The organism is Methylobacterium sp. Leaf117 (assembly GCF_001422985.1).
In the GTDB taxonomy this organism is placed as follows: domain Bacteria; phylum Pseudomonadota; class Alphaproteobacteria; order Rhizobiales; family Beijerinckiaceae; genus Methylobacterium.
In genome coordinates, this window is sequence record NZ_LMNL01000036.1 from 221198 (window position 1) to 241396 (window position 20199).

Below are 20199 nucleotides of genomic sequence, written 5' to 3' on the forward strand. Positions count from 1 at the left end.
GTCTCGTTCGATCCCCGGAAGCCGAAGGACCCGACGTGCCGGATACCGACGCAGCGATGCTGATCGACCGCGAGTTCCTGGCGCGCCAGACCTTCGGGGATATCGAACTCGCATCCGAACTGCTGGGCCTGTTCGCGGACCAGTGCCGTCGTCTCCTGCCGTTGATCGGGGAGGCGGCGCGTCCCCTGGGCGAGCGGGCCGATTTCGCCCACACCCTCAAGGGGTCGGCCCTCGGGGTCGGCGCCGGACGGGTCGCCGCGCGGGCCAGTGCCGTCGAGGACGCCCTGCGGGCCGGAGACGCCGCCGTCTCCACCGAGGCGCTCTCGGAAGCGGTGGCGGACACCCTCGCGGCGCTGCCGGCAACGTCCTGAAATCGGCACGCGGACGTCGCGTCGCGGAGGTCCGATGGAACGGGGCGGCCTCTGCGGCGTAAGCGCAAGAATCCTCAGCCGGCCGGCGAGCGCGCTTGCATTCGGAGGCCTGCCCCTTCAAGGCAGGCGATGCGCCGCACAACCGGCTGTTCTACGCGTTGTCCGAGCCCGGAGCCCCCGATGCCCAAGATCACCTACGTCGACCATGCCGGAACGGCCAGGACCGTGGAGGGCGACGTGGGATCGACCGTGATGGAAGCGGCGATCCGCAACAACGTCCCGGGCATCGATGCGGAGTGCGGCGGCGCCTGCGCCTGCGCCACCTGCCACGTCTACGTCGATGCGGCCTGGGCGGAGGTCGTCGGCCCCGCCGAGGCGATGGAGCAGGACATGCTCGACTTCGCCTCCGATGTGCGCGCGACCTCGCGCCTGTGCTGCCAGATCCGGATCACGCCGGACCTCGACGGGCTCAGTGTGACGACCCCGGCACGACAGGGCTGACCGGCCGGACCCCAAGGCTTTCCTGAAATCGCAGCAGATAGCCGTCCGGGTCCTGGATCAGGAACTGCCGGCAACCGACCTCCCGGGCTCCGACCCGATACCAGGCCTCGTGCGCCGGTCGGAAGAGCGGCCAACCGAGCGTTGCGAGGCGTTCGAGCATCGGGTCGATGCCGCGCACGGTGATCTGAAGGTTGATGCCGCGTCCGAACGGTCGGGCGAGCGGACCTGTTTCCCAGGCGCCGTTGATCCGGTTCAGCATCACTTGGCTTCCCGCGTGCTCGAGATAGGCGAAGCCGTTCTCGGGGCGCTGGTAGGCGATGTCGAAACCGAGGCCTTCGCACCAGAAGGCGAGGCTTCGTTCGAGATCCGTCACATCGAGTTCCGGGACGAGGGGGGCGAACCCGCCCTCCGGCATCCGGTCGAGCATCCGTCAGCCTCCCGCTCCCGAACCGATTCGGCGTTCCGGCGTCACCCTATCGGATCAGCGCCCGCATGGCTGCGTCGATGCCCTCGAGGTTGAGGGGGAACATGCGGTCGCCCACCAGCCGCCGCACCATGCCGATCGACTGGGTGTAGGCCCAGTGCTCCGGCGGCACCGGGTTGAGCCAGACCGCCTTGGGGAACCGCTCGAGGATGCGGCCGAGCCAGACCGCGCCGGGCTCCTCGTTCCAGTGCTCGACCGAGCCTCCCGCCATGGCGATCTCGTAGGGGCTCATCGAGGCATCGCCGACGAAGACCACGCGATAATCCGCCGGGTAGGTCCGCAGCACGTCGAGCAGCGGCAGCGTCTCGTCGTGCCGCCGGCGGTTCTCGCGCCAGACCCGCTCGTAGGGACAATTGTGGAAATAGAAGTGCTCGACATGCTTGAACTCCGAGCGGGCGGCGGAGAACAGCTCCTCGGCGAGCGCCACGTGCCCGTCCATCGAGCCGCCGACGTCGAGGAACAGCAGAACCTTCACGGCATTGCGTCGCTCGGGCCGAAGCTTCACGTCGAGATAGCCCTTCGCCGCCGTCTCCCGGATGGTGCCGTCGAGATCGAGTTCCTCGGCCGCGCCGGTGCGGGCGAAGCGGCGCAGGCGGCGCAGGGCCACCCGCATGTTGCGGGTACCGAGTTCGACGGTGTCGTCGAGATCCTTGAAGGTGCGCTTGTCCCAGACCTTCACCGCGCGGAAGTTGCGGTTGCCGTCCTGGCCGATGCGGATGCCCTCGGGATTGTAGCCGTAGGCCCCGAAGGGTGAGGTGCCGCCGGTCCCGATCCACTTGTTGCCGCCCTGGTGCCGCTCGCGTTGCTCGGCCAGGCGCTGCTTGAGGGTCTCGAACAGCTTGTCCCAGCCGAGCGCCTGAAGCTCCGCCTTCTCGGCCTCCGTCAGGTATTTCTCCGCGAGCTTGCGCAACCACGCTTCCGGGATCGCTGCGGGGGCCGTCGCCTCGCCGAGGGTTTCGAGACCCTTGAATACGGTCCCGAACACGCGATCGAACCGGTCGAGGTTGCGCTCATCCTTCACCAGGGCGGTCCGGGCGAGAAGGTAGAATTCCTCGACGCGCTTCTCGGCCAGATCCCGGTCCAGGGCACCGAGCAGGGTCAGGAACTCCCGGAGGGTGACCGGAACCTTGGCCTCGCGCAGGGCGGTGAAGAACTGGAGCAGCATGGGACGACAACGGAGGAAGCGATGCCCGGGGTCAAGGGGCCGCCCGGCCAGCGCGACGGGCCGACTGACATAGGTTAAACTGGGTATAACCCGGAATTTCTGTTGATAGCTCCTGTGGGAGGTTATTCCGGCGGAGAGGACTTGTCATCTGAATCGAACATCTTGGTCCCACGGTCTCGTGCAAGTCAGGGCAAGTCGTCAGGGCGCATGGTCTTTGGGTAGAGTAAAGGAGTGACCGACATGGCGCTCGCGCTGCGCTCGTTGAGCGATTTCAAACGGTTCCTGTCCGAGCCGGGCGCGACGATTCAGGTGGTGCGCAACACCTTCATCGATCGCCAGCCCGCCTCCTTCGCCGACGCCTATCGGGCCAAGGGGATGTACGAGCCGCGCACCATCCGGGCCGTCTCGAAGAAGGCGGCGATCTTCTCGGTCCAGGGCCACCCGACCACGATCTGGCTGTACTGGGACAAGGGCACGCGCAAATGGCGGTTCAACGACGATACGGTGACCATCCCGCTCGACACCGGTCTCGGGCCGCCCGACGAGATCGTGTATCGCTGTAGCTACGCGCCCGGCATGGACCCGAGCCTGAATCCGCCCGTGCGCCGGGCCAAACAGCGGAGCCCGAAGCCGCCCGACGCCCTGAAGCCTGCCACTCCGAGACCTCCGCCCGCGCTCAAGACCGCTCCGGGCGGCACGTCGCCGTCGGCGGGCGCCACCGTGCTGCCGGCGCCCATGATGCCCCTGCGCGGGCAGGGCCGCCTGCTCTGAGTGATTCGTCCGCCCGCATGCGTCTCAGGCGCTCTTGATCGCGGGCTTGATGGCGGACTCGTCCGCGACGGCCGGCGTCTCCCGTCCCTCCTGGCCCTTGCCGACGGTGCGGCGCGCCCGGAACGCAGGACGGACCTCGGTCTCCTTCTTCCGCAACATCGCCCGGTACTCGTCGCGCCGCTCGTGGATCGAGGCGATCACGAGGCCCATCGGCACGCCGACATCGACGAGGACCGCCTCGGAGAGTTGCAGCGACGCCTCGATGGTCTCCGGGACCGCATCGTCCACACCCATTTCGTAGAGGGCGGTCGCGTGGCGGGCGTCGCGCGCCCGGGCCACGATGGTGATGTCGCGCCGCTCGGCCCGGGCCGCCTCGACCACCGCTTCGACGGCACGCGGCGTATCCAGCGTGACCACCAGCGCCCGCGCATTGGCGATGTCGCAGCGCCGCAGCAATTCGGGATTGGCCGAATCGCCGAAATAGACCGGGTTGCCGAGGCGGCGGTGTTCCGAAACCCGGGCGGCATCCGCGTCGAGCGCCAGGTACGGGATCTTGTGGCGGGTCAGCATCTCGCCGACGAGGCGGCCGACCCGGCCATAGCCGGCGATGATGACGCGGTTCTGCTGGCGATCGGGCACTGGTTCGGCCCGGGCGCGACCCAGCTGCGCGGTGATGAAGCGCTTACCGAGGCGCCGGCCGACGACCGCGAGCGCGGGAATCGCGATCATGGTCACGGTGGTGACGATGAGGGCGGCCTGTCCGACCTCCTCGGGCACGAGCCCACCGGCGAGCGCCCCGCCGATCAGCACGAAGGCGAACTCGCCGCCCGGTCCGAGCAGCAGGGCGGCCTCGATGGCCACCGATCGGGAGAGTTTGAGAAAGCGGGCGGCCGCGACGATCACCGCGCCCTTGATCAGGATCAGCGCCATCGCCAGCCCCAGCACGGCACCGGGCGCCGACATCAGATGGGCCGGATCGAGGTTCATGCCCACGGAGACGAAGAACACGCCGAGGAGCAGGCCCTTGAACGGATCGATCGTGGCCTCGATGGCGCGGCGATACTCGGTCTCGGCCAGCAGCAGGCCGGCGACGAAGGCGCCGAGCGTCATCGACAGGCCGGCCGCCGCCGCGGTCACGGCCGTGCCGATGATGACCAGGAGACAGGCCGCCATGAACAGTTCGGGTGACCGCGTCCGGGCGACGAGCTGAAACAGCGGCCGGAGGGCGAGACGCCCCACCACCACGATCACCACGATGGCGATGGCCGCTTGGCCCAGAGCGAGGGCCAGGGCGCCGCCCACGTCGGAGCCGTCGTTGCGGCCCAGCACCGCGATGGCGAACAACACCGGGGCTACCGCGAGATCCTGGAACAGCAACACGGCGAAGCTGGCGCGGCCCGCCGGCGTGTTCAGTCGCTTCTGGTCGGCCAGGACCGGCAGGACCACGGCGGTCGACGACAGGGCCAGGGCGAGGCCGACGATGATCGCGGCGGCCAGGGGAACCGAGAGCGACAACAGGATGGCGCCGATGACGGCCGATGAGGCCAGGACCTGGATCGAGCCGAGGCCGAAGACCAGGCGGCGCAGCGTCCGCAGGCGTTCCCAGGACAGCTCGACCCCGATCATGAACATCAGGAAGATGACGCCGAATTCCGCCAGATGGGCGATCTCCGACCGGTTCGCGATCGTGAAGGTCGAAACCCAGGGATACGTCTCGGCGAAGCGCCCGAGACCGAAGGGGCCGAGCAGGGCGCCGGCTCCGATGAAGCCGAGGACCGGGCTGATCCGCAGGCGATGGAACAGCGGCACCACCACGCCAGCGGTGACGAGGAACAGAATCGCTTCCTTGTAGGAGCCGGCGTGCACGTCCGTCATCGGTTCGAGATGTCTCCTGAAGCGCGGAACCGCCGGGCGGCGTCGCGGAGAGCGGCCGGGTTCCTCGCCGCACGGTTCTTCGCAGCACGGTTCCTCGCAGGACCATGGCCGCTGGCGACCGGTCGACGCAACCGTGCACGGGGCGCGAAATCACGAATTGGCTGGCTGCGGCAATTGGAATGGGGGCGACCGTGCCGTCGGCGTCTCTGATGCGGCGCAAAAACGGCACAATGCGCGCATAAGGCGAAGCGTTAATGAACGGTGAAGCGCGCGATGGCGCGTTTCGAGACACGAGTGCCCCATGCGAAAGACGCCGCCCAACCGGGACGTGCAGCGGGAAGCCCGCGAATGGCGCCGGGAATCCGAGCGCTGGACCCACGAGCGACACATCGAGAAGGGCTACCGCATCAAGTGGGGCTACGTCTCGATCGCCTACCTCGTCGAGTTCATGGTGATCGGAGCGTCGCTCTGGGGCGCCTGGCTGTTCGCGGGCGTCTACAGCGACGGTGATTCCAAGGCGTTCTACTTCATGCTCCTGGCACCGCTGGTCTATGCGGCGGTGGAGCTGTGTCGCGTCCCCCTCGGCATCCTGGCGCGGACGCAGCGCTCGTACGTGATCCGAATGCTGGCGATCGTCGGCATCATCTTCGCGGCAGGCGTGACCACCAAATCGGTGTCGCAGCTCGGCGAAATGATGTTCCACCCCCGCCTGATGGATGCCGCGAAAGCCAAGACGGCGCTCAAGGATGCCCAGGCCGATCGCGGGACGATCGACAACCGGATCGCCGCGGCCGATGCTCGGGTGGCCCAATATACGACGGAACTGGATCAGATCGAGAAACGCAGCGCCGAGAATGCCAGCCAGCTCGCCGGCCTGCCGCCGCAGCGCTGCGAACGCGTCTACGGCACCAACAGTCGGGGCCAGCGCTACTCGAACATGAAGTGCGTCACCGATCCGCGGACCGCGACCCTGAATGCCAGCGTCGCCAAGGCCGGCACGGACCGCGGCGCGGTGATGAAGCTGCTGGAGGACGCCCGCAAGGCGCGCGGCGAACTCGACCGCGGCGCCGCCGAGCGCAAGGTCGCCGATGCCGAGCAGGCCTACCGCAATTCGGTCAACCGATCGCAGCTGCACTCCTTCACCGCGATGGTCTACGGCGTCGATCCGATCGACGTGAGCGAGGCGCAGGTCCACGCCTTCCTGCGGATCTTCGTGTTCGTGCCGGCCCTCTGCGCCGCCTTCGCGTCGACGATCCTCGCCCTCTGCGCCGTGTCGGTGCGCAAGACCTTCATGGACGAGGACGATCTCGGCGCCACCGTCGATCCGGCGGCGACGCCCTACATGCTGGATTCGATCACGGACGCCCTACGCCAGGAAATGGCGCTGACCCAGCCGCGCCCCGTTCCGGAGGAAGCGGCGGTGCAGCCTGCGGCGGCTAGCGTCGCCCCGGTGGTGGCCCCGGCCCCGGCCCCGGCCGCAGCGCCGGGCGGCGCGGTGATCCCGATGGATCGGCGCCCGCCCGCCCAGGCCGTCAGCGCGGGAGCCGGCGCATGAGCATTCACACGCCCGGCACGCCGGAGAATGTCGTTCTCGCCCAGAGCGTGAACGGCCGCCTGCGGGCGGAAGCGCGGATCATCGCGGCGCGGGCCTTCCTGTTCCGCGCCCTCGGGGCAGGGGCCTTCACGCTCCTCGCCGGAATGGGGATCGGCGCGGCATCCTACGGCTACGCCTATATGAACCAGTTCGACTCGGCGGCCGAGAAGATCGCTGCCGCGATGCAGGCGGCCCTCTCGGATGTGACGCTGAAGACCAAGGGCGAGGTCACGCTGACCGACAACGTTCTGAAGCTCGAGGGCGGCCTGCCCAAGGCCGGCGGGGCTCCGACTCCGACCAAGGCCCAGCTCGGCGCCGATGCGGCGCCCGCCTCGAAGGCTCCCGTGAACACCACCTTCACGGTGTTCAAGCAGGTGCCCTACATGGATGGCCAGATCGTCACCGGCTGGAACTTCCGCGCCAACGAGGAGCAGCCGTTCCAGCAATATTGCTATTTCTCTCGCCGCCAGAACGAGCAGAAGGGCCAGGTCGAGATCAAGATCGACCTTGCGATGGATGGCAAGACCCTGCCGCAGCCGCAGAAATCGGACGTCAACCTCGGCATCCTCGCGTCGAACTGCGTCTGGCACGACGGCAAGACGCTCTGAACGGCAAGACGCCCTGAACGGCAAGACGCTCTGAACGGCGAGACGCTCTCGGCAGCAAGCCGCTTGAGGCACCAAGATGCTTGAGATCGTCAGCGCTTCGAAACGGCTGATCTCTCAAGGCGCATCGTCCCATCTCGGCTGCGCCGGGTGCCTTGCGGGGATGGCGGCCGCGCACTAACCCGGCCGTGTCCGCGTCCTGTTTCCGGCCCCCCTCCCGCGAGTTCCGCCATGCGCTTCACCGGCACCGCCGACTACGTCGCGACCTCCGACCTGACCACGGCGGTCAATGCCGCGATCGTGCTGGAACGGCCGCTCCTGGTGAAGGGCGAGCCGGGGACCGGCAAGACCGTCCTGGCCGAGGAGATCGCCAAGGGCCTCGGCGCTCCGCTGCTGACCTGGAACGTCAAATCGACGACCAAGGCGCAGCAGGGTCTCTACGAGTACGACGCGGTCTCGCGCCTGCGGGACAGCCAGCTCGGCGACCCGCGCGTGTCCGACATCGGCAACTACATCCGGCGGGGCAAGCTGTGGGAGGCCTTCACGGCCCCCGAGCGGCCCGTGCTGCTGATCGACGAGATCGACAAGGCCGACATCGAGTTTCCGAACGATCTCCTGACTGAACTCGACCGGATGGAGTTCCACGTCTACGAGACCGGCGAGACGATCCGGGCCGAGCGGCGCCCCATCGTGATCATCACCTCGAACAACGAGAAGGAGTTGCCGGACGCGTTCCTGCGCCGTTGCTTCTTCCACTACATCACCTTCCCCGATGCGGAGACGCTGAAGGCCATCGTCGAGGTGCATTACCCCGGCATCAAGCACCGCCTCGTGGAGGAGGCTTTGCGCGTCTTCCTCGAGACCCGCGGGGTCCCCGGCCTGAAGAAGAAGCCCTCGACCTCCGAACTGCTCGACTGGCTCAAGCTCCTCGTCTCCGAGGACGTGACGCCCGAGACCTTGCGCGAGCGCGATGGCCGGAAGCTGATCCCGCCGCTGCACGGCGCGCTCCTGAAGAACGAGCAGGATGTCAGCCTCTTCGAGAAGCTCGCTTTCATGATGCGCCGGGATCAGCGCGGCGGCTGACGTCAAACGCCGTAGGGCATGGGCACGGCGCCGGACCAGGACGGGATTCTGGTTCTCGGCAGCCCTCGATCCCGGATCCCGTCCTCTCCTCGCGCCGAAAGCTGCTCCCCGCATGCGTCGCTTGATCCTCCTGCGTCACGCCAAGTCCGACCGCGCCCCCGGGGTGACCGATCTGGACCGTCCGCTCAATCCGCGCGGCCAGCGGGCCGCACCGCGCATGGGCGCCTACCTCGTCGCGGAAGGCCTGACCCCGGATGCCGTCGTCGTCTCGCCGGCGCTGCGCACCCGCCAGACCTGGGACGCCGTCCAGACCGTCCTGAAGGGTCCGGAGCCGAAGATCGTCGCGTCGATCTACGAGGCCCCGGACTCCGCACTTCTCGCGGTGGTGCAGGCGACTCCCGACGAGGCCGGAAGCCTCCTGATGATCGGACACAACCCGGGGCTTCAGGAACTCGCACTGCGCTTGGCCGGCACCGGCGACAAAGCGGGTCGAAAGCGCCTGATGCTGGAGTTTCCGACCGCGGCCGTCGCGGTGATCGACTTCGACGCGGCACGCTGGAGCGCGATCGGCTCCGGCACCGGTCGCCTGGATCGGTTCGCCACGCCGAAGGATCTCGACATCGACGATTGATTCCGGGCGGCCTCCAGTGGGAGCGGCTTTGCCAAGCGCGCGCGGTTGAACGGGTGCGGGCGGATCGAACCCTAGCCGTTGGATCGAACCCTTGCCGTCGGATTGAACCCTTGCCGTCCACCGCTCGTTTCACCCGTCCCCGGCAAGCTTCGCAGATCCCGTGCTCCTTACCACGCTTCTCGTTCTCACAACGTTGCTGCCGGGCCTCGAAGGGCCGGTGCGAAGCGTGTCGAAGAATGTCGCGGACTTGAGCGCCCGTTTGGCGCCACCTCCACGCGTCCTTCCGGTATACGAGGCTGAGACGCGCGTCGTTTCCAACTGGCAGTTCGAGGCCGGGGCCAGCCTCCAGCCGACGTCCCTCGCGCTCGTCGCGCGCTACGCCACCGCAGCCCCCGCCTTTGTGGCGCGCTGCGTCAAGCTGAACAACTACTGGTGCATCAAGCGCGCGCGCTGGTCCGGCGAAATCGGCGGTGACACCGAGGGGCATACGGGCTTCGCGACCGCCAGTGACGGGGCAGACGCCGCTGCGCAGTTGCTGCGTCGATACTATCGCGAATACGAACGCCGCACGGCCCTATCGATCGTAAGACGCTGGGCGCCGGCGGAATGTCGGATCGGCGGCGCCCCTCTTGCTGGACGTGTACCATCGACCAAGGTCGCCACCGACCTCGCACCGCGCGGCATCAATCGAACGCTGCGGGCCCGGTTCCTGGCCCGGCATCCGCGCGGTGGCGCGTCGCGGCCCGCGAATACCAGTCGAGGCGGCCCGCTCCGCGTCCAGCCCTGGTCCCCCCTGGCTCGGATGGCCCGTCCGAAAGCGCCACAAAGCGGCTTATTAGTCAGGCACTCCGAGCTTCTCGTTAAGCCCTCCACCCTGATTGCAAAGCCATCGGTCCTGCTCGTGGAACCCGCTGCCGTTCTCGGTCAGTCTGTGCTTGGCAACAGGACGCTGGAGAAGGAGGCGATGAAGAAGAAGGCACGCCTGACACCGGTTTCTTCATCCCGTGTCGCGTCGGATATTGGGCTGCAAGAGCGTTTCGTGATCGAATCTGCTCAGCTGCCGCCGATCGTGGCAGGCTCTAACCTCCTGGATCTCAGCCCGCCCACACCGCTTTGCGGGAACGATGAGACGCGGATACGGAATTATGCCGCTCGGATCGCCGCAAGCGTCGGCCTGAAGGTCGAAGACGACCTCAAGCTCTTCGGTCCCGAGGGGCAGCCGCTGATCAATCTGCAGCCTGTCATGCTCGCCATGTCGAGCGTCGAACTTGGAACTCTGCGTGCCAGCCCAACCCTGGTGGGGGCTGCCATGGCTCGCATGAACGTGAATACACGCTCGGCAATTGCGGTCTCGCCGCCCTGACCATACGAGCAACCGGGACCGTCTTCTCGCGGAGTCTTGCGCTGATCGGGTCCGGCCGCCACCTCAACGCCACGCTCGGCGCTTTCTCCGCATCGCCGTCTCAGGAAGCACCGTTACGCCATGAACAGGTTGCCATGAACAGCTTTGCCGCGCGCGCGGGTTCCGCGGTCAAGGCCTTCGCCGAAGCGTCGAGTGATCTTCTGATCCAGCCGACCCTTCGGCTCGGCGTCACCGGACTGGCGCGTTCGGGCAAGACCGTGTTCACGACCGCGCTGATCCATCATCTCGTGGAAGCGCATGCGTTGCCCGCCTTCGCGCCCGCGCATGAAGGGCGGCTGCGCCGGGCGCGCCTGGTGCCTCAACCGGACGACGATATCCCGCGCTTCCCCTACGAGGAGCATTACGCAGCGCTGACCGAGCAGCGCCTGTGGCCCCGCTCCACCGACCGGATCAGCCAGTTCCGTCTGGCCATCGAGTACGAGCGCGCAGGCTCCTGGCGTTCCGGGCCGGGGACGTTGATGCTCGACGTGGTGGATTATCCGGGAGAATGGCTCCTCGACCTTGCGCTGATCGACCAGACCTACACCGCCTGGTCACGGGCGACGATTGCCGGCACACGGCGCAGTGGACGTGCCGCGATGGCTGGACCCTGGCTCGAAATCCTCAAGGGACTCGATCCACTGGCGCCCCTCGACGAGGTCGTCGCCGAGCATGCCAGCACAGCTTTCAAGACCTATCTGTCAGCCTTACGGGCTGGCCCCGAAGCGGTCGCGACCACGCCGCCAGGACGGTTCCTCATGCCGGGCGACTTGGCAGGTTCGCCGGCGCTGACCTTTGCGCCGCTCGACCGTCTCCCGGAGACATTGCCTTCCGACAGCCTCGCCGGGCTGATGGAACGTCGCTTCGAAGCCTACAAGGCGAAGGTGGTGGAGCCGTTTTTCCGGAATCACTTCCAGCGTGTCGATCGCCAGATCGTCCTGGTCGACATGCTTGCCGCGGTAGACGCCGGGCCGGCCGCCCTTGCCGAACTGGAGGAAGCGCTGGACTCAGTGCTGCTCAGCTTCCGCATCGGTCGCAACACCATCCTGTCGCGCCTGTTCGCGCCCCGCGCCGAGCGTATCCTGTTCGCCGCGACCAAGGCGGATCATCTGCATCAGACCAGCCATGACCGGCTCGACGCGTTGTTGCGGCTCCTGGTGTCGCGTGCGATGCGGCGAACCGAGGCGGCCGGCGCCCGGGTCGGGACGGTGGCACTGGCTTCCGTCCGGGCCACGCGGGAGACGACAATCCACGATGGCGACGAGAAACTCCGCACGGTATCCGGGACACCAGAAGCTGGCGAAACGGTCGGCGACGACGTTTTCGACGGCCTGAGTGAAGCGGCGATCTTCCCGGGGGAACTGCCGCAGCGGCCGGAAGCGGTCCTGGAAGGCGCAGTGCCACCGGGTTCTCTGCGCTTCCCCCGGTTTCGACCGCCCTTGGTGAAGGCCGATGCTCTCGGCCGGCCCGGTGATCTTCCGCAGATCCGCCTGGATCGTGCCATGCAGTTCCTCATCGGCGACAAGCTCGCTTAACGCTCGCCAGGACGCCCCGCCATGAGTTCGACCCAACGTCCCCGCGCTTTCCGAATTCCGTCCTCGACGACGGTCGACGCGGACGAGGGCGCGGTGCCGCCGCCGCACGTACGGATCGTCGACGAGCCGTTCGAGATCGTGGAGGCGGCCGATGGTGTCGCGGTTCCGGTGGCACCGCGGAGCCGGGCTCCGTGGCTCAGCCTGCTCTTCGTCGCTCTGGGTGGCCTCGTCTCCTTAGGGGTCGGCCTCTCGGTCGAGCGCATGATCGCCGATCTGTTCAGTGCTGCGCCCTGGCTTGGCGCAGTGGCTCTGGTTCTGCTGGCGATCGCCGCGATCGCGTTCCTGGCCATCCTCGCCCGCGAACTCTCCGGCATCTGGCGGGAGCGGCAGATCGAGCGGGTTCGGGCCAAGGCCGTCGCTGCCATCGCGACGCGCGATCATTCCTCGGCTCAGGCCGTGGTGCGCGACCTATCTGCGCTCTATGCCGATCGCAGCGCTCTGAACGCCGGCAGGATGCGGCTCGATACGTTGGGCGACGCCATTCTCGACGTGGACGATCGGATCGGCCTTGCCGAGCACGAGCTGCTCGCCCCCCTCGACCGACAGGCGCGCAACGCCATCGCATCAGCCGCGAAGCAGGTCTCGGCGGTGACGGCTTTGAGCCCGCGCGCCATCGTCGACGTCGCCTTCGTGGTTTTCGCCGCTGTCCGTCTCCTGCGCCGTATCGCAACGATCTATGGTGGACGGCCTGGATTCCTGGGATTCCTCCGGCTCGCCCGCTCGGCCTTCGCGCATCTCACCGTCACGGGCGGCATGGCGGTGGGCGAAAGCATGGTCCAGCAAGTGCTTGGCCTCGGCATCGCGGCCCGTGTATCGGCGAAACTGGGCGAGGGTGTTCTCAACGGATTGATGACCGCTCGCTTCGGCCTCGCCGCTATGGCGGTGTGTCGGCCTCTGCCCTTCGTTCGGGAAGCGCCGCCGCGCCTGACCGACGTCGCTGGCGAATTGCTCAAACCTCTCGCTGAATCCGAGAAGCCCTGAACATCAAAGGGATTTCAGGAAACCGGCGAGCCGCATCAAGCCCTCCGGCCATGGGCCATGCCCGCTGGCGACATTGATGTGGCCCGACTCGCCGGCATCGACGACCACCGCGCCCCAGGCATAGGCGAAATCCTCGGCCCGCTCGTAGCTACAGTACGGGTCGTTTCGACTGGCAACCACCAGCGATGGGAAGGGAAGGGGCTCACGCGGAACGGGCGCGAAAGCCGTGACACTGGCGGGAAGGTTCGGCGTCGTCTCGACGTCCGGAAACGCGACCAGAAGGGCTCCGCGAACGACACCGGGTCGGAAATGCGGTGACGCCTGAACGGCTGCAACGACACCCAGACTGTGAGCGATCAGGATCACGGGACGAACTGCCGCATTCACGGCCTCCACGATCCGCGTACGCCATGCGTCGGGATCCGGGTGATTCCAGTCGTCCTGTACGATGATCCGCCCCGTCGAGAGCCGGTCCGCCCACCGCGCCTGCCAATGGTCGTCTTCGGACCCCGCATAGCCGGGCAGGATCAAAATTTCGCAATCGGCAATCTTCATGCAGTCAGTCGATAGTGGCTCTGCGAAGCGGCGTCGAGCCGAGATGCAGGCCCCCCCGACCGATTGCGTCACATCATGTCTCAAACGAAGACGAGGACAGCGCCAAGCGGCACTGTCCTCGTCTGAGGTTTAGAAGCGCACCCGACGATCAGTTCGGCGCTGAAGTCCGATCGTGAGGGGTCGCCGAAGGGGTCTGATCACCCGAGCTGGCACGCTGGACGGCGGCATTCAGATTTTCAGGATCGAGTGCGCTCGCGACGAATTCGCGGCCGCGGTGGGTTACGTCACGGGCGTAACGCAGCCCCTGGTCGCGGACCTCATCCGCCCAGGGGCCGACATTCTGGTCCTCGGTTCGGGTTCGCGGCAGCAAGGCTCCGATCAGAAGACCGGCTGCAAGGCCGACGACGCCTACGAGAAGAGGATTCTCCGCCACGAAGTCCTCGACTGCAGACTTGCCGTCCTGGAGGCGAGCACTGCTGCGATCGCTCAAATCGTTGACCCGGCGAAGTCCTTCCCGGTGCGTTTCCGAAGCCCATCCCCGTGCATCATCGTACACGTCCGAGGCGCGCTCCCGAAGATCCTTTGCGGTGTCCGACAGACGATCGCGGGTGTCGCTCGCCGCGGTGGCAGCCCGATCCCGAAGGTCGCTTGCCCGCGCTGCGGCTTCGTCCGCCATGGACCCTTCATTGAAGCCACCCGTATGGATACTGTGAGTCTGCGTTCCCGTGTGATGGCTCGGGCTCGGGATGTCGTGCAAAGATCCTTCCGTTTGATGGCCGCGCGGCATCCCTGCGGCGAGAGCGATATCATCCGGAAGCGAACGATGCTGGTCGCCGGGTTTCTGGGTCGAACTCATGGGAAACTCCTGATGGTCGGCGATGGTCTCTGAGGATCGGGTCACGGTGCCCACGAGGAGCAGATCAGCGTGATCGTTGGCTCAGGACCTCAGATCTGCGTTTCGCTCGACAGGGAATGGGCCGGGCGCTGTGTCGGAAGGTCGGGATCGTAGACGCGGTCGGCTCCGGTCTTCGTGACCGGAAGACCTTCGACGGCGAGACGTCCCCGCCGACGCACCGCCGGGGCGGTCTGGTTCGTCGACATCCGGTGGAGCAACCAACCGATTCCGGCTGCAATCAGTAGAACCGGGACCGGATTGCGCCGCACGGCTTCGAGTGCGCCATCATAGGCACCGCTCAGAGGAGTCTGCCGGGCATTGCCCAGCATCTCGTCGACAATGCTGGAGACCGACAGTCTGTCCTGGATCTGATCGATCGTTTGATCGAGGCGAGCCCGGCTCGCTTCGATATCCTTTTCGAGGTCGTTCAACGACTCGGTCATCCTGATACCCTTTCGGACAAGGTGCGGGCATCCTGGCGGACCTGACGGGAGGTACGAACGGGCGCGAGGGTCGACAGGGACATCGCGTTCTTACCGAACAGAGCGAGAGCGACGGCCACGATCAGCAGGACGCCGCCAACGATCAGTGCCGCGAGGGCTTCCGATTGCACGACGGTGGCCAGCCATTTCACGAGCGCGTCCACCAGGACGAACAAGGCGACGACGCCGAAAACGGCGGCGCCGACCAGGAGTCCGAGCCCGATGAAGAGCGCGCGGACATTGCTCGTCATCTCGTTTCGGAAGAGAGCGATCTCCTTCCGAGCCAGTTCATTCGTTTCGCGCAGGGCATCGCCAATGAGGCCCTGAATACTGGATTGCGGACCGGTGGTCATATCCCGAACCTCACAGTCGATGGTGCGTCGGGTAGGTTTCGTTCAGGGGCGCCGCGCTCGTCGATTTGATGAAGCGCGCGACCACGAAACCGGTCAGGAAGGTGGCGACCGCCACCGCGACGGGAGAGCGGCGAGCGAACGCCTCAGCGTCCTCGTAGAACTCCGAGAAGCTGCGCTCCTCGATCGACGTTCCGAGGTGTTCCAGTCCGTCTGCGGCGCTGTCGAAGAAGGCGCGGATGTTGGGCTGAGCCTCGAAGGTCTTGCTCGACTCCCGCACGGACTTGGCGAGGTCCGTGACCGAACGGGCGGCGTCGCCTTTGCGCTGATCGACGTAGTCAGTGGCATGGGAACGGGCGGCATCGACGAAGCTGCGTCCGCGCTCGGCGGCGACGTCTGCGATCCCCTCGACATCGCCGCGCAGCGCTTTCCAGTCGGCCGTCGGGTTCACCGGCTCCGCACCCGTTGAGGGCCCTGGGGATTGATTTGCGGTCACGGAGACACTCCTCGGCACGGGTTGGGCAGATTACCAATTTGCCACGGTTCAACAGCCTCGGGAGAGGCAGGGTTCCGCTCTTCGTAACACCCTCGACAGCAAGAGCCTCAGCCGCCGTTCAGGTCGAACTCGCTAAACCGTCTAAGCTTGACCGTCGTAAACCGGCGGTCATGCATCTTATGCGCCGAAAGGCATCGCTGATCAGGGCGAGGTGAGGTTCAAGCTGCCGTTGTTCGCCGTGAACCCGAGGCATTCAGGCCTTGACCCAGATGCATCGAACGCGCTTGGCTGCATCGACGGATCGCGCTTGGCTTCCGCGCGTTCACCCAATGTATCATTTCGGTCGAACGCGCTTGTGCGTAAGACCCGTGAGGACCGGAGCCGGCTTCGTGGCACGTCTCGTCATCGTATCGAACCGCGTTGCAATCCCCGAGGAAGGGGGCAAGGCTGTGGCGGCCGGTGGTCTCGCCGTCGCCGTCAAGGAAGCGTTCACCGCTTACGAGGGGTTGTGGTTCGGCTGGAGCGGAAACGTCGTCGAGAACCCTTCGAGTGAGCCGACCCTGATCGACCGGGGGCATATCAGTTACGCCGTGGTCGATCTGTCACCCCAAGACCATCGCGAGTATTACAGCGGTTTCGCCAACCGCGCCCTTTGGCCGATCATGCACTACAGGCTCGGCCTCGGTGCATTCTCGCGCTCGGATTACGCCGGCTATCAGCGGGTCAATCGCATCTTCGCGCGCGCCCTGGCCAATCTCGTGGAGCCCGATGACATCATCTGGGTGCACGATTATCATCTTCTCCCCCTGGCTTCGGAACTACGTGGCCTCGGGATCGCAAATCCCATCGGCTACTTCCACCACATTCCCTGGCCGGCGGCCGACGTGTTCAACACGCTGCCGGCGAGCGGCGATCTGTTGCGCGGGATCGCCGATTACGATCTCATTGGCTTGCAGACCGATCCCGACGTCCACAACCTGACGCGTAATCTCATCGACGAACTCCGGGCGATTCCCCTCGGCGGCGGCTCGCTGATGGTGGATGGACGCCGTACCCGAATCCGCAGCTTCCCGATCGGCATCGATGTCGCTGGGTTCAAGGAAGCTGCCGAGAACGCCGGGTCGAACCGCACGGTTCGCGAAACGATGGCTGGATTGCGGACGCGGAAGCTCCTGATCGGCGTCGATCGGCTCGACTATTCGAAGGGCGTGCCTGAGCGAATGGAGGCCGTCGATCGGTTCTTCGCTTCCAACCCCGATCAGCGCGGTAACGTGGTCTATCTGCAGATCACGCCGAAATCTCGGACCGAAGTCCCCGAGTACGAAGATCTCAGCAGAGAGGTGAACGAGACCGTCGGGCACATCAACGGAACCCTCGGTGAACCGAACTGGACGCCGATCCAGTACGTCACCAAGGCCTATCCACGCCCAGTCCTGGCGGGCCTCTATCGTGCGGCGCGGGTCGGGCTGGTGACGCCGATGCGCGATGGCATGAACCTTGTCGCCAAGGAATACGTCGTCGCTCAAACCGAGGAGGATCCTGGCGTCCTCGTGCTGTCGAAATTTGCCGGTGCCGCGCGACAGTTGCCCGAGGCTCTTCTGGTCAATCCCTACGACCGGTTCGAGGTGGCGGAAGCGATCCGGACGGCGCTCTACATGCCGCGTGGCGAGCGCCTGGAGCGGTGGAAGCCGATGTTGGAGCGCATGACGCGCGAGGATGTCGATTGGTGGGCCCGCAACTTCATGGCGGAGCTCGAGAATTTTCGGACGATCGAGCGTGAGCCACCTCGCACGGCGGCCGCTGCGGAATGATCATCCGGCGTCGTCCTTCGGCGCCTTGAACCCGGGACGGCACCAACTTCTTGATGGCTACGGATAACATGATCGGCGTCGAAGACGGCGTGCCGGCGCCCTTCGGCGCCCATTTCGATGGGCGCGGCGTCAATTTCGCGCTCTTCTCGCAGCACGCAACGGCCGTCGATCTCTGCTTGTTCGACCACGGCGAACGCCATGAGACGCGCCGCATCCGCTTGCCCTGTCGAACGGACGACGTCTGGCACGGCTACCTGCGCGGCGTCTTCCCCGGGCAACTTTATGGCTACCGCGTCCACGGACCCTGGGACCCTGCGAACGGTCATCGGTTCAATCCCGCCAAATTGCTGCTCGATCCCTATGCGCGGGATATCCAGGGACGAATCCGCTGGCACGATTCGCTCTACGGCCACCGGCGGGGGCTTCAGCGGCCCGACCAGATCGATCGACGTGACAGCGCGGCGTTCATGCCCCGGGGCATCGTGACACCGCCGGAAGTTCCCGACCTCGCCGTCAGCCCAGTCCGGCGACCCTTGTCGCAGACCGTCATCTACGAAGCGCACGTCAAGGCCCTCACTCAGACCCACCCGGACGTTCCGGAAGCGGCGCGGGGTACCTACGCGGCCCTGGCCCACCCGGCGATCATCGAGCATCTGCTGAAGCTCGGTGTCACGGCTATCGAGTTGCTGCCGATCCAGGCCTTCGCCGACGACCGCTTCCTGGTGGAAAAGGGGTTGGTCAACTTCTGGGGCTACTCGCCGCTGAACTACTTCGCTGCAGACCCGCGCTATCGCGGGCCAGCCGGCATCGGGGGCCTGCGCGCTGCCATCCGGGAACTCGCAGCCGCCGAGATCGAGGTGATCCTTGATGTCGTCTACAATCACACGGCGGAGGCCGACCACAGCGGCCCGTCCCTGTCGTTCCGCGGCGTCGACAACGCCAGCTACTACAAACTCGATCCGAGCAATCCTCGCGACACACTCGATTGCACCGGGTGCGGCAATACCCTGGACCTCGACCATCCGCGCGTCATGCAGTTGGTCCTCGATTCCCTGCGCCATTGGGTGACCGCTTACGGGGTTGCGGGCTTCCGTTTCGATCTCGCGAGCAGCTTGGCGCGCAACCCGCATGATTTCAGCGCAAAGGCCGCCTTCTTCCAGGCCGTCGCCCAGGACCCGATCCTGGCGCACGTCAAGATGATTGCAGAACCCTGGGACATCGGTGCCGGCGGCTATCAGCTCGGTGGTTATCCCCGAGGCTGGAGCGAGTGGAATGACCAATTCCGCGATAGCATCCGGGGTTTCTGGCGTGGGGATCGCGGAACGCTCGCAAAAGTCACACAGGGACTCTCCGGTTCACGCGAGATCTTCGCCGCCTCCGGTCGCTGGCCCCTCGCCAGCATCAACTTCGCGGCGTCCCACGACGGCTTCACCCTGGCGGATGTCGTTGCCTACGAGGAGAAGCACAACCTTGCGAATGGCGAGGACAACCGTGACGGACACGGGCATAACCTCTCTCGCAACTACGGAGTCGAGGGTGGAACCGACGACCTTGCCATTCTCAACCTGAGGAACCGCCAGAAGCGCAATCTCCTGGCGATGGTGTTCCTGGCTCAGGGTGTTCCAATGCTGCTGATGGGCGACGAGCGATCCCGCAGCCAAGGCGGCAACAACAATGCCTATGCGCAGGACAACACCACCAGCTGGATGGATTGGGAGACCGATCCCGACCCGAGCCTCGCCACGTTCATCGGCAACCTCACACGGCTTCGCCGGGAGCAACCGGCGCTTCGCCGTCGGGCCTATCTCACCGGTGCGTTCACCGAGAGCGAATCCCTGCGCGACGTTCACTGGCTCGCGCCCCAAGGGGCAGAAATGGGGGATCAGGATTGGGTCGACCCTGAGCGCCAAACATTCGGGATGCAGATCGGCAATGATCTACCGCAGGCCGATCGGCTCCTGATCCTGGTGAACGCGGCCGATACGCCGTGCGACTTCACCTTGGCGCCGGTCATCGGCGGGCCGTGGACTTTGATCTTCGATACCACCCGTCAGGCTGGGTCCGTGCCCGCCGGACAGCCCCTGTTCCCAGTCGGCGCCGGCGTCCACCTCGAGGCTCAGGCGGTCTACGTTCTGCGGGCCCGCCCGGCATCGGCTTACCGGACTTAGGTCGGAAAGCCGTCTTCTCGGCACAACTTTTCACCGGCGGAGCCAGTGAGGCAGCGATTCCGACCGCCTCTGCTCTGGGCTCCGGCCTACCTGCAGAGAGGTCTCAGACGCTCATGCGCCGGAAAGTCGTGAAGTCCTGCGCTTCTGCGGTGACGCACGCCACCGCTGCTGCGGCGCCGAAATTTCGATCTCTGAGCACCGAGAGAGGAAGCGCAGGCGCGGTCATCCGCAGACCCTGATGGTCTACCAACCGGTAAGGCGCACAAGAGATCGATGCCAGATGGTTGTCGCTTCCGGGCCACGCTTCGTCGCGCGGTCGAAGCCGAAGGGAACAAGAGGCGGCGGCCCGGCTTCTGCAAGGTGCGACGGACGCTCACTGACCCC

At 66.2% G+C, this 20199-nt stretch carries 20 protein-coding genes; 12 read left to right on the top strand and 8 right to left on the bottom strand.

Annotated features, from left to right (window positions below; all coding sequences use genetic code 11):
- Positions 1-56: 56 nt before the first annotated feature.
- Positions 57-371, top strand: coding sequence for an Hpt domain-containing protein (locus tag ASF57_RS20065; protein WP_056486759.1), 315 nt, complete (start codon positions 57-59; stop codon positions 369-371).
- 180 nt (positions 372-551) lie between these two features.
- Positions 552-872: a 2Fe-2S iron-sulfur cluster-binding protein gene (locus ASF57_RS20070; RefSeq protein ID WP_056188467.1), complete on the top strand. Its 321-nt coding sequence runs from the start codon at positions 552-554 to the stop codon at positions 870-872.
- Here the strand turns inward: ASF57_RS20070 and ASF57_RS20075 are convergent.
- Both ASF57_RS20075 and ASF57_RS20080 read right to left on the bottom strand, forming a co-directional pair.
- Positions 841-1299, bottom strand: a complete 459-nt coding sequence (locus tag ASF57_RS20075) for a VOC family protein (RefSeq protein WP_056486594.1) — start codon at positions 1297-1299, stop codon at positions 841-843. The two genes, ASF57_RS20070 and ASF57_RS20075, sit on opposite strands and share 32 nt — an antisense overlap.
- Before the next feature lie 46 nt (positions 1300-1345).
- A complete protein-coding gene (locus tag ASF57_RS20080; protein ID WP_056486597.1) occupies positions 1346-2521 on the bottom strand; it encodes a VWA domain-containing protein in 1176 nt (391 codons plus the stop codon).
- 240 nt (positions 2522-2761) lie between these two features.
- On the opposite strand from ASF57_RS20080, the gene ASF57_RS20085 reads away from it, so the two are divergent.
- Positions 2762-3292, top strand: a complete 531-nt coding sequence (locus tag ASF57_RS20085; RefSeq protein WP_244477035.1) for a hypothetical protein — start codon at positions 2762-2764, stop codon at positions 3290-3292.
- Positions 3293-3316: 24 nt separating this feature from the next.
- Here the strand turns inward: ASF57_RS20085 and ASF57_RS20090 are convergent, their stop codons facing one another.
- Entirely contained in the window at positions 3317-5167 is a 1851-nt protein-coding gene (locus ASF57_RS20090; RefSeq protein WP_056486600.1) for a cation:proton antiporter, read from the bottom strand.
- 301 nt (positions 5168-5468) lie between these two features.
- On the opposite strand from ASF57_RS20090, the gene ASF57_RS20095 reads away from it, so the two are divergent.
- The 7 genes from ASF57_RS20095 (at position 5469) to ASF57_RS20125 (ending at position 13058) form a co-directional block, all read left to right on the top strand.
- Positions 5469-6722, top strand: a complete 1254-nt coding sequence (locus ASF57_RS20095) for a hypothetical protein (RefSeq protein WP_056188455.1) — start codon at positions 5469-5471, stop codon at positions 6720-6722.
- On the top strand, positions 6719-7369 hold the full coding sequence (locus tag ASF57_RS20100; protein WP_056486603.1) for a hypothetical protein: 651 nt from the start codon (positions 6719-6721) through the stop codon (positions 7367-7369). The genes ASF57_RS20095 and ASF57_RS20100 overlap by 4 nt, the downstream gene beginning before the upstream one ends.
- Positions 7370-7597: 228 nt before the next feature.
- Entirely contained in the window at positions 7598-8449 is an 852-nt protein-coding gene (locus ASF57_RS20105) for a MoxR family ATPase (protein WP_056188445.1), read from the top strand.
- Positions 8450-8561: 112 nt separating this feature from the next.
- Positions 8562-9080 (top strand): histidine phosphatase family protein, encoded by a 519-nt coding sequence (locus ASF57_RS20110; protein WP_056486606.1) that lies wholly within the window; start codon positions 8562-8564, stop codon positions 9078-9080.
- 226 nt (positions 9081-9306) lie between these two features.
- Entirely contained in the window at positions 9307-10443 is a 1137-nt protein-coding gene (locus ASF57_RS20115; RefSeq protein WP_348528144.1) for a hypothetical protein, read from the top strand.
- A 134-nt stretch (positions 10444-10577) separates the two neighbouring features.
- Positions 10578-12017: a YcjX family protein gene (locus ASF57_RS20120; RefSeq protein WP_056486612.1), complete on the top strand. Its 1440-nt coding sequence runs from the start codon at positions 10578-10580 to the stop codon at positions 12015-12017.
- A 21-nt stretch (positions 12018-12038) separates the two neighbouring features.
- Positions 12039-13058 (top strand): TIGR01620 family protein, encoded by a 1020-nt coding sequence (locus tag ASF57_RS20125; RefSeq protein ID WP_056188433.1) that lies wholly within the window; start codon positions 12039-12041, stop codon positions 13056-13058.
- A gap of 3 nt (positions 13059-13061) precedes the next feature.
- Here the strand turns inward: ASF57_RS20125 and ASF57_RS20130 are convergent, their stop codons facing one another.
- The 5 genes from ASF57_RS20130 to ASF57_RS20150 all read right to left on the bottom strand — a co-directional run bounded on the left by ASF57_RS20130 (position 13062) and on the right by ASF57_RS20150 (position 15836).
- Positions 13062-13613 (bottom strand): alpha/beta hydrolase, encoded by a 552-nt coding sequence (locus tag ASF57_RS20130; protein WP_056486615.1) that lies wholly within the window; start codon positions 13611-13613, stop codon positions 13062-13064.
- A gap of 148 nt (positions 13614-13761) precedes the next feature.
- Positions 13762-14469 carry a hypothetical protein gene (locus tag ASF57_RS25040; protein ID WP_082504224.1) on the bottom strand — a complete coding sequence of 236 codons (708 nt, stop codon included), beginning with the start codon at positions 14467-14469 and terminating at the stop codon, positions 13762-13764.
- Positions 14470-14558: 89 nt separating this feature from the next.
- Complete coding sequence (locus tag ASF57_RS20140; protein WP_056188424.1) at positions 14559-14951, bottom strand: DUF3618 domain-containing protein; 393 nt, start codon at positions 14949-14951, stop codon at positions 14559-14561.
- On the bottom strand, positions 14948-15343 hold the full coding sequence (locus tag ASF57_RS20145; protein WP_056486622.1) for a phage holin family protein: 396 nt from the start codon (positions 15341-15343) through the stop codon (positions 14948-14950). Before ASF57_RS20145 ends, ASF57_RS20140 begins: the two co-directional genes overlap by 4 nt.
- 10 nt (positions 15344-15353) lie before the next feature.
- Positions 15354-15836: a hypothetical protein gene (locus ASF57_RS20150; RefSeq protein ID WP_056486625.1), complete on the bottom strand. Its 483-nt coding sequence runs from the start codon at positions 15834-15836 to the stop codon at positions 15354-15356.
- A gap of 389 nt (positions 15837-16225) precedes the next feature.
- Here ASF57_RS20150 and ASF57_RS20155 point away from each other — a divergent pair, with 389 nt between their 5' ends.
- Complete coding sequence (locus ASF57_RS20155; protein WP_056188935.1) at positions 16226-17647, top strand: trehalose-6-phosphate synthase; 1422 nt, start codon at positions 16226-16228, stop codon at positions 17645-17647.
- 68 nt (positions 17648-17715) lie between these two features.
- On the top strand, positions 17716-19815 hold the full coding sequence (glgX, locus tag ASF57_RS20160; protein ID WP_056486628.1) for a glycogen debranching protein GlgX: 2100 nt from the start codon (positions 17716-17718) through the stop codon (positions 19813-19815).
- Positions 19816-20199: the final 384 nt, after the last annotated feature.